The 12,865-nt window shown below is 61.7% G+C and carries 14 protein-coding genes; 6 read left to right on the top strand and 8 right to left on the bottom strand.

The window, feature by feature from the left end:
* The first annotated feature begins 15 nt into the window (after positions 1–15).
* Positions 16–1,182 (top strand): MFS transporter, encoded by a 1,167-nt coding sequence (locus GC125_RS10580; RefSeq protein WP_151985635.1) that lies wholly within the window; start codon positions 16–18, stop codon positions 1,180–1,182.
* 147 nt (positions 1,183–1,329) lie between these two features.
* Complete coding sequence (gene rpmG, locus GC125_RS10575) at positions 1,330–1,497, top strand: 50S ribosomal protein L33 (protein WP_126010637.1); 168 nt, start codon at positions 1,330–1,332, stop codon at positions 1,495–1,497.
* Positions 1,498–2,056: 559 nt separating this feature from the next.
* On the opposite strand, the gene GC125_RS10570 is transcribed toward rpmG, so the two are convergent.
* Both GC125_RS10570 and GC125_RS10565 read right to left on the bottom strand, forming a co-directional pair.
* Positions 2,057–3,424: a PleD family two-component system response regulator gene (locus GC125_RS10570; RefSeq protein ID WP_151985634.1), complete on the bottom strand. Its 1,368-nt coding sequence runs from the start codon at positions 3,422–3,424 to the stop codon at positions 2,057–2,059.
* A complete protein-coding gene (locus tag GC125_RS10565) occupies positions 3,421–3,792 on the bottom strand; it encodes a response regulator (RefSeq protein WP_151985633.1) in 372 nt (123 codons plus the stop codon). Before GC125_RS10565 ends, GC125_RS10570 begins: the two co-directional genes overlap by 4 nt.
* Before the next feature lie 108 nt (positions 3,793–3,900).
* On the opposite strand from GC125_RS10565, the gene GC125_RS10560 reads away from it, so the two are divergent.
* The 4 genes from GC125_RS10560 to GC125_RS10545 all read left to right on the top strand — a co-directional run bounded on the left by GC125_RS10560 (position 3,901) and on the right by GC125_RS10545 (position 7,614).
* Positions 3,901–4,212 (top strand): DUF3572 domain-containing protein, encoded by a 312-nt coding sequence (locus GC125_RS10560; RefSeq protein WP_286165460.1) that lies wholly within the window; start codon positions 3,901–3,903, stop codon positions 4,210–4,212.
* A 3-nt stretch (positions 4,213–4,215) separates the two neighbouring features.
* Entirely contained in the window at positions 4,216–4,872 is a 657-nt protein-coding gene (locus GC125_RS10555; protein ID WP_151985632.1) for a hypothetical protein, read from the top strand.
* Positions 4,873–4,969: 97 nt separating this feature from the next.
* Entirely contained in the window at positions 4,970–6,271 is a 1,302-nt protein-coding gene (locus tag GC125_RS10550) for a DNA polymerase IV (protein ID WP_151985631.1), read from the top strand.
* A 107-nt stretch (positions 6,272–6,378) separates the two neighbouring features.
* Positions 6,379–7,614, top strand: coding sequence for a L,D-transpeptidase family protein (locus GC125_RS10545; RefSeq protein WP_151985630.1), 1,236 nt, complete (start codon positions 6,379–6,381; stop codon positions 7,612–7,614).
* A gap of 21 nt (positions 7,615–7,635) precedes the next feature.
* On the opposite strand, the gene GC125_RS10540 is transcribed toward GC125_RS10545, so the two are convergent.
* From GC125_RS10540 to mce, 6 genes are all read right to left on the bottom strand, one after another.
* Positions 7,636–8,142 (bottom strand): hypothetical protein, encoded by a 507-nt coding sequence (locus tag GC125_RS10540; protein WP_151985629.1) that lies wholly within the window; start codon positions 8,140–8,142, stop codon positions 7,636–7,638.
* A gap of 183 nt (positions 8,143–8,325) precedes the next feature.
* Entirely contained in the window at positions 8,326–9,018 is a 693-nt protein-coding gene (locus GC125_RS10535; RefSeq protein WP_126010644.1) for an ABC transporter ATP-binding protein, read from the bottom strand.
* Between the two features lie 26 nt (positions 9,019–9,044).
* Positions 9,045–10,364 (bottom strand): lipoprotein-releasing ABC transporter permease subunit, encoded by a 1,320-nt coding sequence (locus GC125_RS10530; RefSeq protein ID WP_151985628.1) that lies wholly within the window; start codon positions 10,362–10,364, stop codon positions 9,045–9,047.
* A 31-nt stretch (positions 10,365–10,395) separates the two neighbouring features.
* Positions 10,396–11,727, bottom strand: a complete 1,332-nt coding sequence (proS, locus tag GC125_RS10525) for a proline--tRNA ligase (protein ID WP_151985627.1) — start codon at positions 11,725–11,727, stop codon at positions 10,396–10,398.
* Positions 11,728–12,150: 423 nt separating this feature from the next.
* Positions 12,151–12,417: a DUF1467 family protein gene (locus tag GC125_RS10520; protein WP_151985626.1), complete on the bottom strand. Its 267-nt coding sequence runs from the start codon at positions 12,415–12,417 to the stop codon at positions 12,151–12,153.
* A 27-nt stretch (positions 12,418–12,444) separates the two neighbouring features.
* Entirely contained in the window at positions 12,445–12,855 is a 411-nt protein-coding gene (gene mce / locus GC125_RS10515; protein ID WP_151985625.1) for a methylmalonyl-CoA epimerase, read from the bottom strand.
* Positions 12,856–12,865: the final 10 nt, after the last annotated feature.

Raw genomic sequence — 12,865 nt, 5'->3', positions numbered from 1 at the left:
ATGCGGAGCAATGCCATGCGGTCCGAGGTCGGTGTCACGATCCGGTGGTCTTCGTTGATCGCCGCGCTTGCGGCCATCGGTGCCGTGGGCGTCGCCATTGGCCTCGGCCTGCCGCTGCTCAGCGTCATCATGGAGAGGCGTGGCATCTCCTCATCGATGATCGGCTTCAACACGGCCTTCGCCGGTCTCGCATCCATCGCGGCCGCGCCGCTCGCGCCGAAACTCGCACGCTGGTTCGGTGTCGCGCGCACCATGATCGTGATGCTGTGCCTTTCAGCAGCAAGCGGCCTGTGCTTCTACATCGCAGAGCCGTTCTGGACATGGTTTCCGCTGCGCGTGGTCTTTCACGGCGCCGTCACCATCGTGTTCATCCTGTCGGAATTCTGGATCAACGCCGCGGCGCCGCCGGAACGGCGCGGGCTGGTGCTCGGCGTTTATGGCACCGTGCTGGCTCTCGGCTTCGCGACCGGTCCGCTCATCTTCGCGATGATCGGCAGCCAAGGGGTGCTGCCCTTTGCCGCCGGCGCGGCGATCGTGCTCGCAGCCGTCATTCCCATCGCTCTCGCGCGCAACGAAGCGCCGCGGATCGAGGAGAAGCCTCGGCGCAGCTTCCTGCGCTATGTATTCCTGGTACCAACGGCAACGGCTGCCGTCTTCGTCTTCGGCGCCGTCGAAGCGGGCGGACTGGCGCTCTTCCCGATCTATGCGGCGCGCACAGGCTTCAGCGAATCGGAAGGGGCGCTTCTCCTGACGGCGATCGGCCTCGGCAACGTGTTGCTGCAAATCCCGATAGGCCTCTTTGCCGATCGGGTGAGGAGCAGGCGCATGCTGCTGACGCTGCTGGCGCTGGTCGGGCTTGCGGGCTCTGCTGCATTGCCGTTCATCGTCGAGGGCTGGTGGCTTATGGCTGCGGTGCTGTTCGTTTGGGGCGGCGTCGTCTGCGGGCTCTACACCGTTGGACTGACACATCTCGGCGCCTCTCTCAAAGGGGCCGATCTCGCAGCCGCCAACGCAGCCTTCATTCTCTGTTATGCGCTGGGCGCCCTCATCGGCCCACAGACGATCGGAATCGCGATGGACATCTTCGGGACCGATGGATTCGCGATCGCCCTCGGATTCTTCTTCAGCCTTTACGTGCTCCTGACGCTTGGTCGCATGGTTTTCGGGCCGACACGCGGCTGAAAGCCTTGGAACACGGCCGCGACATGCGACCTGGAGCCTAATCCGCCTTGACATCGGCGGGACAATCAGTAGGTATCGCCCCAAGTTTCTCGCGCCGTGGAGCCGGATGGCTGTCCGCGGCGTCGTTTTTGACGAGCAGGAATTCCCATGGCCAAGGCAACCACAATCAAGATCAAGCTGCTTTCGACGGCAGACACCGGCTTCTTCTACGTCACGAAGAAGAACAGCCGCACCATGACCGACAAGATGAACAAGACGAAGTACGACCCGATTGCGCGCAAGCACGTCGAGTTCAAGGAAACGAAGATCAAGTAAGTCTTCGTTTCGCGCGGTTCGCTGCGCGGACATTGTCGGAAGAGCATTTGGCAACCCTGGACTTCGTGTCCGGGGTTTTGTCGTTGCGGGAGCCGGTTGCTGGGGAATAGCTGGGAGGTCGGCTCCAAAAGCCAGTAAAAAGGGGTCGATCAGGCGCTCGACGTGGTACGAGGATCCACGTTTGACCGAGCGCTCTGATCGACCGACCCCATGACCCAGGAGATGCGGCGGACCTGAACATCACGGGGTATGCTATGTAGGTGAAGTGTCCCAACGCCTCACCTTTAAAGCTTCGCGCAAAAACCCAAGGAAATCAATCATCCGTTAAGCATTTTCTAAAGCGCATGCGGGCTTGGTTAATTTGGGACGGTTTAGTCTCAGCAAAACGCCAAAATAGCCCTGTATAGTGCGACTCCGGCATGTTCTGGGAAAGTGTAGTGGCTCAGCCCGCGCAACCTGTACACGTCGATGGGATTTCGTGCGGGTCTGGCACAATCCAATTTTGACTTTTTCCGGAAATGGAAAGGGTCGATCTTGAGACCAGCTGAAGCCTTCGGCCTCAAGCCGCGTCGGCGACGACCTTGTTCCTGCCACTGCGCTTGGCGGCATAGAGCGCCTCATCGGCACGCTGAAAGACGCTTTGTGCTGTCGCCTCGCCTTCTTTCAGCGTGGCGATGCCGAGAGACGCGGTGACGGAGAGAGGCTCGGCCCTGGCGCTCACGCGAAACGGCACGGCCTCGATGCTGACCCGCAGACGTTCTGCAACGGCAGCGGCCAGCGCGCCGTCCGTGTCCGGCATTACGACCACGAATTCCTCGCCGCCGTAGCGGCAGGCAAGGTCGGCGCCGCGCACGGCCTGTTTGATGCGCCGTGACAGCTCTCGCAGCACATCGTCACCAGCCTGGTGACCGAAGGTGTCATTGACCGACTTGAAGCGGTCGAGATCAATCATGCAGACCGACAGGGGCCGCTCGCGCCGGCTTGAGCGCTCCACGAGCACCGGCATATGCGTGTCGAGGTAGCGCCGATTGTAGAGCCCCGTCAGCGCGTCGGTAACCGCCAGTTCGATGGTCGCGCGCACGCTGCTGCGCAGGTGATCGTTGTAGCGCTTGCGCTTGATCTGGGTGTTGGCGCGCGCCAGAAGCTCATGCGGATCGATCGGGCGCTGGATGTAGTCGTTCACGCCGAGTTCCAGTGCCCGCGTGACCAGCGCATGCGATGCCGCCTCCGCCATGAGCATCACCGGCAGGAAGCGTGTGCGCTCCACCGAGCGAAGCTGCGAGCAAAGCCGCAGCGGATCATAGTTGGTGAAATTGTCGCTGATGATGGCAAGATCGTATGGCCGTTCCGCTGCTTCGAACAGCGCCGCCTGCGGATCGGACATGCACACGACCTCGGCGATCGACGCCAGCATACGGGTGACGCGTTCCTGGGCGCTGACGCGCTCATCGACGAGGAGGACATGTGCCTTGTCCATGCCGTCGATGCCGTTGATCAGATCCTGGGTGCCGATGAGCTCGGCGGTTTCGGCGCGCATGCGCAACTCGTCGCCGAGCGCCTTTAACCGCAGGAGGCTTCGCACCCGCGTCATGAGCTGGATGTCGTTGACCGGTTTGGTCAGAAATTCGTCGGCGCCTGCGCGCAGTCCCCTCACCCGGTCTTCCGATTGATCGAGAGCGGTCACCATCACGACAGGAATGTGCGCGGTGCGCGGATTGGCCTTCAGCCGCTCACAGACCTCGAACCCGTCCATGCCGGGCATCATGATGTCGAGCAGGATGAGATCGACCTGCGTCGCCGCACAGACCTGCAGCGCGGTCGGTCCGTCCACGGCCGTCAGAACTTCGAAATAGTCGGCAAGCAGCCGGGCTTCGAGCAGCTTGATGTTGGCCGGAACATCGTCAACGACGAGGATACGCGCGGTCATGCCTCACCCAGATAGGTCTTTATGGTTTCAAGAAACCGCGGCACGGAAATCGGCTTCGAAATATAGGCCTCGCAGCCGCCTTGGCGGATGCGTTCCTCGTCTCCCTTCATGGCAAAGGCCGTGACGGCGATCACCGGGATCATGTGAAGCTCGTCGTCGGCCTTCAGCCACTTGGTGACGTCGAGGCCAGAAACTTCCGGGAGCTGGATGTCCATGAGGATCAGATCGGGTCGGTGGGCGCGGGCGAGATCTACTGCCTCCGTTCCGTTGCGGGTCTGGATGGTCTCGTAGCCGGACGCCTCGATCAAGTCGCGGAACAGCTTCATGTTCAGCTCGTTGTCCTCGACAATCAAAACGGTCTTGGGCATAGATACTCCCATCAGCGGTTCACTTCGGCTCTGACGTCTCGTCGCCGGCGGAAGCCGCTCCCTTCACTGTTTTACCGTATCGGCATCTGGTTGAGGAAAAGCAAACTCTTGGCATCAAATGCAACACAACCCATAAAAGATGGGACCGAGGCCGAGACGATCGCGATTTCTATACTTGGCTGGCTGGCGAACGAACCGGAGCTTCTCGGTCGCTTTCTGTCGCTGACCGGAATGAGCGTTTCGACCCTGCGCCAGTCCGCCGGCGAGCCCGGTTTTCACCTCGCGCTCATCGACTTCCTGATGGACCACGAGCGGACCCTGATGGATTTCTGCGCGGCAACCGGCGAAAAGCCCGAGCGCGTTGCGCGCGCCCACCGCGCGTTGTCCGGCCCGCCTGGCCTCTACACCAACAGCTTCTGACCGATGCCAGCTGTCCTTCCCGAAGATCTCGCTCAGTTCGATTGGGTGGCGCGGTCCAGTCGCCCTCTCATCGTCTGCGATGTCGACGAGGTCGTGCTCGAATTCGTTACGCCGTTCATCGCCTATCTCGACAATCGAGGTCTTGAGCTTCGGCCCTCGTCGTTTCGACTTCATGGCAATGTCTTTCGGCGCGACGACGGCACGCCTGTTTCGGATCGGGACATCTCGGCCAGCATCGAGGCGTTCTTCGTCGAGCAGCATGATTGGCAAACTCCGGTTTCCAGCGCCGCCGAAACCCTCGCTGCCTTGAAGCATCACGCCGACATCGTTTTCCTCACGGCGATGCCTCCACGCCACTTCGCCGTTCGGCGCGCGCTTCTCGACGCGCACGACATGCCCTACCCGCTGATTGCGACCGAAGACGAGAAAGGCACGGTACTTCACCTCATTCACGGCGAGCGCGACACCAAGGTCGTTTTCATCGACGACATCTTCCACAATCTCCACTCCGTGCGCGAACGGCTGCCGAACGCTCTTCTGATCAACCTCATGGCCAACGACACGTTTCGCGCCCTCGCGCCGCATCCGGGCGAGAAAGTCGCGAAGGCCGAGGATTGGAACGAGGCGCGTGATCTGATCCTCGCATTTCTAGACAACTGAGGCTCCGACTCGATCTTCCGACGTCTTGAGCATCTGAACGCTAGCGCTTATCGTGCGGGTGTTCAACTTATGTTCCAGAGGAAGACAATCTCGCGCCATGGGTGACGCCGTCTTGAGCTTCTGCCGGGATTGTCTGCGGCCGGCCGTCTCCAGCGGCCGCTTTTGCCATGCATGCGGCAGCCCGCGACTCGTGCGCCATCCCGAACTCGATCGGCTGTCGATCGCCCATATCGACTGCGACGCATTCTATGCCGCCGTGGAAAAACGCGACAACCCCGAGCTTGCCGACAAGCCGGTGATCATCGGCGGCGGCAAGCGGGGCGTCGTTTCCACGGCCTGCTACATCGCCCGCATCTCCGGCGTCCGCTCGGCCATGCCGATGTTCAAGGCGCTCGAGGCCTGTCCCGAGGCGGTCGTCATCAAGCCGAACATGGAGAAATACGTTGCTGTCGGCCGTGAAGTGCGGCGGATGATGGAATCGCTGACCCCGCTGGTACAGCCGATCTCCATCGACGAAGCGTTTCTTGATCTCACGGGAACGGAGAAACTGCACCGGGACAGCCCTGCCCGAACGCTGGCGCGCTTTGCGACGCGCGTCCAGAACGAGATCGGCATCACCGTCTCGGTCGGGCTTTCCTACTGCAAGTTTCTCGCGAAGGTCGCCTCCGATCTCGACAAACCACGGGGCTTTGCGGTCATCGGCGAAGCCGATGCGCTCGAGTTTCTGGCCGACAAGCCCGTGACGATGGTCTGGGGCGTGGGCAAGGCCTTCGCGGACAAGCTCGCCGCCGACGGCATCCGCTCGATCGGCCAGTTGCAGCGCATGGAGGAAGGCGCTCTCATGGCGCGCTACGGCTCCATGGGCCAGCGGCTTTACCGCCTTTCACGCGGGCGCGACGAGCGGGTCGTCGAACCTCGCGAGGCCGCCAAGAGCGTTTCGGCCGAAACGACCTTCAACAGCGACCTTGGCCGTCCCGACGATCTCGTGCCTGTTCTTCGCGCTCTTTCCGAGACGGTGGCACATCGATTGAAGGCATCGGGCATCGCCGGGCAGACCGTGGTGCTGAAGTTGAAGACGGCGGATTTTCGCATCCGCACCCGCAACCGGCGTCTGGACGACCCGACGCGCTATGCCGACCGAATCTTTCGCACCGGCCTGTCTCTGCTCGAACGTGAAATGGACGGAACGAAATTCCGGCTCCTGGGCATCGGCGTCTCCGATCTCACCGATCTTGCCCGTGCCGACATGCCGGATCTCGTCGATCCGCTGGCAGGCCGCCGGGCCATTGCCGAAAGCGCGATGGACAGCGTGCGGGCCAAATTCGGGCGGTCGAGCGTCGAAACCGGATACACGTTCGGCCGGGGCAATCGCGGCCGTCCAGAGCGGGACGACGCTTAAGGCGCGCTGAGTTTCCCAAGGCAGACACTGCGCGGCAATCGCAAGACTCCTGAAATCTATCTCGGGCAGACTGAGGACGATCCCTTGTCTGTATCGAGTATGAAATCATGGATCGACGATCTTTTCTGGGCCTTCTGTCCGTCGCGCTTTTAGCGCCCGGCGGCATTCGCAAAGCCGCTGCTTCAGGAAGCAGGCAACCGCTGACGATCTGTGTGTCGCTCGATACGCAGCGCCTCGTCGTCTTTTCCGGTGTCGACGAGATCGCGTCCTCGCCGATCTCCAGCGGCAAGGCCGGGCATGCGACGCCAACGGGCATCTTCTCGATCCTCGACAAACGAACCTTCCACCGTTCGAACATCTATTCGAATGCGCCGATGCCGCATATGCAGCGGCTCACCTGGTCAGGCATCGCGCTTCATGCATCCAACCATGTCCCCGGGTATCCCGCATCGCACGGATGCGTGCGCATGCCGGATGGCTTTGCGCGCGACCTCTTCGCCATGACGCAGTTGCAGGCCCATGTGATCATCACGCGCGAAAGCATCAGCCCGCAATCCATTCGGCATCGCACTTTGCCGGACGCGCTCTCGCCCTACGACCGGCTGATGGCCGGCAATCTGGAACTGCGGCTGGATACGCTTGATCCACACGCCGACGGGGTGGAAGTGGCGTCTGCGGGTCAGATGAATGCAACGGCCAATGATGCGGGATCGGTCGAGCCACGATCGCCGCTGCGGCTCTTCCTCACCCGCCGCACTCACCGCGAACTCACTCGCGACGCGCAGCAACTGCTCAACACGCTCGGTTTCGATGCCGGCGCGGCCGATGGGTTTGCAGGTCCGAGAACCACCGACGCACTGCGCCGGTTCCAGAGAGAAGCGGGACTGACGCCCTCCGGCTCTCTGTCCAAGGCCGATATCGACGGCTTGTACGAGGCGGCGGGAAAGGGCGACGTGCCAGCCGGGCATCTTTACGCGCGGCGCGACTTCACGCCGATCTTCGACATGCCCGTGCATCTGAAAGCGCCGGAGCGCCCGCTGGGGGCGCATCTGGCCACGGTGTCGGCGATCACAGCCGGCAGGGCGACATGGTCCGGATTGACCCTGACCGATCGGCCTGCCCCATCCGTCGCCGGATTGACCGCACTGGATCCCGAGACGGCGCTGACTGCCACTCAGGTCGATCTGGCATCGACGCTCGACCGACTGCAGCTGACGCCGTCTGTTGCCGAGCGCCTGTCACGAGAACTGACGGTCGGCTCGTCGCTGGCCATCTCCGACAACGGCCTCGGCACGGAAACCGGCAAAGGCACCGATTTCATCGTGCTGACGCGGCGGGGATGACAATGAAGAGAGCGGCGCTGGTTACTGCCGGCTGAGATTGATCTCGCTCGTCACGACCTCGGCACCCGTGGTGGGGCTGGTGTCGATCGTGCGGATGATCATGGAGTCCGGTCCGGGCACCTCGACCTGCATGCGCGCTTCGCTGTCGCCATTGACTTCCTGAGCCCAAGCAACCTGAAGATCGAGCGTATTGCCGTTGCGGGCACCGGAAAGCGCCGACTGTCCGCCGCGCGGACCGGTATAGATGCCTTCGTAGCTGGTGCCGCTGGTGTTGGTCAGTTGGGCCGACAAATCCTGACGGATGATGGCCATGGCGCGGCAGGTGCCGTCGAGGCTGAAACTCTGGGCTTCGGTGCTGGAGGTGAACTGGCAATTCACGCCGACGGGCTCGCTATCGGCCGTGCGCCGCGCCGTGCCTTCACCGGCCCATGAGCCGGACAGACCTTGAATGAATGCAGTATCTTCGGCGGCTGCGGGAAAGCTTGCGCCGATGACGAGGGCGGGCACCAAGGCCAGAAAAAGCTTCATGATCCAGTCTCCTGACAGATTGTTGTTGTCGTTTGACGAGCGCGCCCTTCATCGATCGCCGCGTCCCAATAGGCGCGGCAATGCGTGCGGGATAAGACGGGTGCGATCACAAAAGCGTGTTGATGCGAACAACGCATGCCGAAAGCTGCGCCGAACTTGATGGATGATGAGGGAACTGGGTCGCTAGAAGTCGACGACGAGGCCTTCGCTCAGCGTAACCCGGCGGTCCATCAGGCCAGCCAGCTCGTGGTTGTGCGTCGCGATCAGTGCCGCGAGACCGGATTGCCGCACCAATGCTTCCAGAGCCTCGAAAACGTAGCCGGCCGTCTCGGGATCGAGGTTTCCGGTGGGCTCGTCGGCAAGCAGAATGAGCGGTGCGTTCGCCACGGCGCGGGCGATCGCCACGCGCTGCTGTTCGCCGCCTGAAAGCTCCGACGGCCTGTGGCCGGCGCGATGGCCGATCCGCATGTAATCCAGCAGCTGCGCGGCGCGCTCCGAGGCTTCCTTCTCCGGCAACCCGCCGATCAGCTGCGGCATCATGATGTTTTCGAGCGCCGTAAACTCGGGCAGCAGATGGTGAAACTGGTAGACGAAGCCAATATCGCTGCGCCGGCGATCCGTCCGCTGCTCATCGGTCAGGTTGGAACAGGGATCGCCAGCCAGAAGCACTTCACCGGCATCCGGCTTTTCCAGGAGACCCGCGACGTGAAGCAGCGTCGACTTGCCCGCGCCCGACGGTGCGACAAGCGCGACGATCTCGCCGCGCTTCAACGAAAAGTCGGCGCCGCGCAGAATCGCGAGCTCGGTGTCGCCCTGGTTGTAGTGCCGTTCGACCTGCTGAAGTTGCAGCACATAGGGTGCGGTATCGAGGACCATGCGGATTTTCTATTCTGTTCGGAGGTCTATTCGTAGCGAAGAGCGTCGACGGGATCGAGGCGCGAAGCACGCCAGGCCGGGAACAGCGTGGCGATGAAGGACAGCAGCAAGGCCATCAGGATCACCGACAGCGTCTCGCCCGGATCCATCTCGGCCGGCAGCTGCGACAGGAAATAAAGTTCCGGATCGAAGATCGTCGTTCCCGACAGCCAGGAGAAGAACCAGCGGATCGACTCGACGTTGAGGCAGACGATGACGCCCAGCAGAACGCCCGCGATCGTCCCCGTAACGCCGATGGCCGCGCCCGTCATGAAGAAGATGCGCATGATCGAACTCGACGTGGCGCCCATGGTGCGCAGGATCGCGATGTCGCGGCCCTTGTCCTTCACCAGCATGATCAGGCCGGAGATGATATTGAGCGCGGCGACAAGCACGATCAGCGTCAGGATCATGAACATCACGTTGCGTTCGACTTCGAGCGCCGAGAAGAACGTCTGGTTGCGCTGACGCCAATCGGTCACGAAGATCTGGCGACCTGCCGCTTCTTCGACAGCCGCCCGATAGGTCTCGACCATGTCGGGGTTGTCGACGAAGAGTTCGATGGACTGTACCAGCCCTTCGGCGTTGAAATAGAGCTGGGCTTCCTCGAGAGGCATGAAGATGATTGCCGCATCGAATTCCGACATGCCGATCTCGAACACGCCGGAGATCGGGTAGGACTTGACCCGCGGCGTCACGCCAAGAGGCGTGATATCGCCATCCGGTGCTACGAGCGTGATGTCGTCGCCGGCGCCGACGCCGAGCGCTTCTGCCATACGGGAGCCGACCAGCACACCCTGCCCCGCGGCGAAGCCGACGAGATCGCCCGAACGGATATTCTCCGACACGGTGGACATGCGGGTCAGATCTTCGGCGCTGATACCCTTGACGATGGCGCCGGTGCCCGCGCCTTGAAAGCCGGACGCAAGCGTCTGACCCTCGACGAGAGGGATCGCCATGTCGACGCCTTCGACGCCCTCGAATGCAATGGCCAGATCCCGATAATCATCGAGCGGCCGGTCCATCGGCTGCACGATCATGTGGCCGTTGATGCCGAGAATGCGGTCGATCAGTTCGGTGCGGAACCCGTTCATCACAGCCATGACGATGATGAGGGTCGCGACGCCGAGCACGATACCGACGAACGAGAAACCTGCGATCACGGAAATGAACGCTTCCTTGCGGCGCGAGCGCAGATACCGCCAGGCGACCATGCGCTCAAATGCCGAAAAGGCTCCTGCCGATCGGGAAACCGGACGCGTCTTCTCCTCGGGTGCATCGTCCGGCACGGCGGTCGCGTCACTCATGTCGGCTGTCCCTCTGGATCGTCGGTTTCGTTCAGCGTGCCGTCGCAGTCAGTCGGTTGATCGCCGCATCGAGCGGCAGAGTCTCGCGCTCGCCCGTGCTGCGTGTCTTGATTTCCACTTCGCCGGCCGCAATGCCGCGTGGACCGACGATCACCTGCAGCGGCACGCCGATCAGGTCGGCCGTTGCGAACTTGCCGCCTGCCCGCTCGTCGGTATCGTCCAGCAACACATCCAGCCCGGTAGCGGTCATGGCAGCATAGACCTTTTCGCAGGCCGCATCACAGGCTTGATCGCCGGCTTTCATATTGATGATGACCGCATCGAAAGGCGCGACGCCGGCTGGCCAGATGATGCCGCCCTCGTCATGGCTCGCCTCGACGATTGCGGGAACGAGGCGCGTCGGGCCGATGCCGTAGGAACCCATGTGGACCGGGTGATCCTTACCGTCGGGGCCAGTCACCGTCGCCTTCATCGGCGCGGAATACTTGGTGCCGAAATAGAAGATGTGACCGACTTCGATACCGCGAGCCGACACCTTGGAGTGCTCGGGAACGGCTGCGAAAGCCTCCGCATCGTGCATTTCCGATGTTGCCGCATAAAGCGACGTCCAGCGATCGACCGTCGACTGAATGCTCGCGACGTCGTCAAAATCCGTGTCGTCGCCGGGAATGTCGAAATCCATGAAATCCCGGTGGCAGAACACTTCCGACTCGCCGGTCGATGCCAGGATGATGAATTCGTGGCTGAGATCACCGCCGATCGGGCCGGTATCGGCGCGCATCGGAATCGCCTTCAGTCCCAGCCGGGCGAAGGTGCGCAGATAGGCAACGAACATCTTGTTGTAGGAGTGGACCGCTGCCGCCTTGTCGATGTCGAAGGAATAGGCATCCTTCATCATGAACTCGCGCGAGCGCATGGTGCCGAAACGCGGACGGATCTCGTCACGGAACTTCAGCTGGATGTGGTAGAGGTTGAGCGGCAGGCTCTTGTAGGAGCGCACATAGGACCGGAAGATGTCGGTCACCATCTCCTCGTTGGTCGGGCCATAAAGCATCGCACGCTTCTGGCGATCCTCGATGCGCAGCATTTCCTTGCCGTAATCGTCGTAGCGGCCGCTTTCCATCCAGAGATCAGCCGACTGGATGGTCGGCATCATGATTTCTATGGCGCCGGCGCGGTTCTGCTCTTCCCGAACGATCGCATTCACCCGATCGAGCACACGCTTTCCGAGCGGCAGCCATGAATAGATGCCCGCCGACTGCTGGCGGATCATGCCCGCGCGCAGCATGAGCCGATGCGAGACGATCTCCGCTTCCTTGGGTATCTCTTTCAGGATGGGAAGGAAGTAGCGTGAAAGGCGCATGATGTGTCCAGGTGTGGCCTGATTGGGCTAGCCCCGGAATCAGGCGAATTGGCGATGGAAAGACGCGCGTTCATAGCGGCTTCGCGGATTGAAGGGAACCCGCGCATGGCTTGGCATCCAGCACAGTTGCGGCGGCACCAATCATCATTTGCGAGCGGGCTACAACCCTGCGACGAAATGTGACAGTTTTTCGAAGATTAATGGTGACATTCGAAGCCCCGTGCGTTAGCTTGTGCCCACAAACGAGGCAGAGATCGATGAATTTCTGCCCATTCGCGGTCAAGTCTTGGGAGGATCAGGTCGCCGGCGCGTTAAATCGCTGCCACCGAGAAATCGGGTCGATCACGCGGGACTTCAAAAAACAAGGCTTTGGCCTTGTTTTTTTTTGCTTTCTTCTTCCCTGAAATGCGCTTCGTCTGTTCGTCAGAAATTCGGCACGATGCGCGGGATGCTGTCCACCGATAGGCCGTAGACTGAAGTCACGACAATGTAGACGCCGAAGATGACGCCCGCGATCAATGTGGTGATCATGGCCTTCCAACCCAGCCTGGCGGCGAGCGGCGCGCTTTCCGTCGTGCCGAGGGTGATGTCGCCGGCTTCCTCCTGCGTGCGAACACCAAGCGGAAGCACCGCAAAAAGCGTCACCCACCAGATGATGAAATAGACGGCAAATCCGGAAAAGAACGACATGGCTTAAGTGCCTTGGCTTGGAGGCGGTCAGGCCGCGCTTTGTTCAAGTTCAACGAGCGTCCCGCAGAAGTCCTTCGGGTGAAGAAACAGGACGGGTTTGCCATGGGCGCCGATCTTGGGCTCGCCATCGCCGAGGACGCGTGCGCCCTCCTTGATCAGATGGTCTCTCGCCTCGAAAATATCTTCGACCTCATAGCAGATATGGTGCATGCCGCCGGACGGGTTCTTCTCCAGAAAGGCGGCAATCGGCGACGCGTCGCCCAAGGGTTCGAGCAGTTCGACCTTGGTGTTGCCGAGATCGACGAAGACGACCGTCACGCCGTGATCCGTCAACGACTGCGGCGCCGATACCTCGGCGCCGAGCGTTTCCCGATAGATGGCGCTTGCCGCGGCAATGTTCGGAACCGCGATCGCGACGTGGTTCAAACGTCCCAGCACGGCGTCTCCT

Source organism: Rhizobium sp. EC-SD404 (assembly GCF_902498825.1).
In the GTDB taxonomy this organism is placed as follows: domain Bacteria; phylum Pseudomonadota; class Alphaproteobacteria; order Rhizobiales; family Rhizobiaceae; genus Georhizobium.
Note: the sequence above shows the minus strand (reverse complement) of the source record. Positions and strands in the feature narration are given on the sequence as shown.

Coding starts and splice junctions, on each gene's coding strand:
- proS (WP_151985627.1), bottom strand. CDS start 11,727: ATGCGCCTTTCACGCTACTTCCTTCCCATCCTGAAAGAGATACCCAAG.
- GC125_RS10520 (WP_151985626.1), bottom strand. CDS start 12,417: ATGTCGTTCTTTTCCGGATTTGCCGTCTATTTCATCATCTGGTGGGTG.
- GC125_RS10540 (WP_151985629.1), bottom strand. CDS start 8,142: ATGAAGCTTTTTCTGGCCTTGGTGCCCGCCCTCGTCATCGGCGCAAGC.
- GC125_RS10570 (WP_151985634.1), bottom strand. CDS start 3,424: ATGACCGCGCGTATCCTCGTCGTTGACGATGTTCCGGCCAACATCAAG.
- GC125_RS10565 (WP_151985633.1), bottom strand. CDS start 3,792: ATGCCCAAGACCGTTTTGATTGTCGAGGACAACGAGCTGAACATGAAG.
- GC125_RS10530 (WP_151985628.1), bottom strand. CDS start 10,364: ATGAGTGACGCGACCGCCGTGCCGGACGATGCACCCGAGGAGAAGACG.
- GC125_RS10545 (WP_151985630.1), top strand. CDS start 6,379: ATGGATCGACGATCTTTTCTGGGCCTTCTGTCCGTCGCGCTTTTAGCG.
- GC125_RS10580 (WP_151985635.1), top strand. CDS start 16: ATGCGGTCCGAGGTCGGTGTCACGATCCGGTGGTCTTCGTTGATCGCC.
- GC125_RS10555 (WP_151985632.1), top strand. CDS start 4,216: ATGCCAGCTGTCCTTCCCGAAGATCTCGCTCAGTTCGATTGGGTGGCG.
- rpmG (WP_126010637.1), top strand. CDS start 1,330: ATGGCCAAGGCAACCACAATCAAGATCAAGCTGCTTTCGACGGCAGAC.
- GC125_RS10550 (WP_151985631.1), top strand. CDS start 4,970: ATGGGTGACGCCGTCTTGAGCTTCTGCCGGGATTGTCTGCGGCCGGCC.
- GC125_RS10535 (WP_126010644.1), bottom strand. CDS start 9,018: ATGGTCCTCGATACCGCACCCTATGTGCTGCAACTTCAGCAGGTCGAA.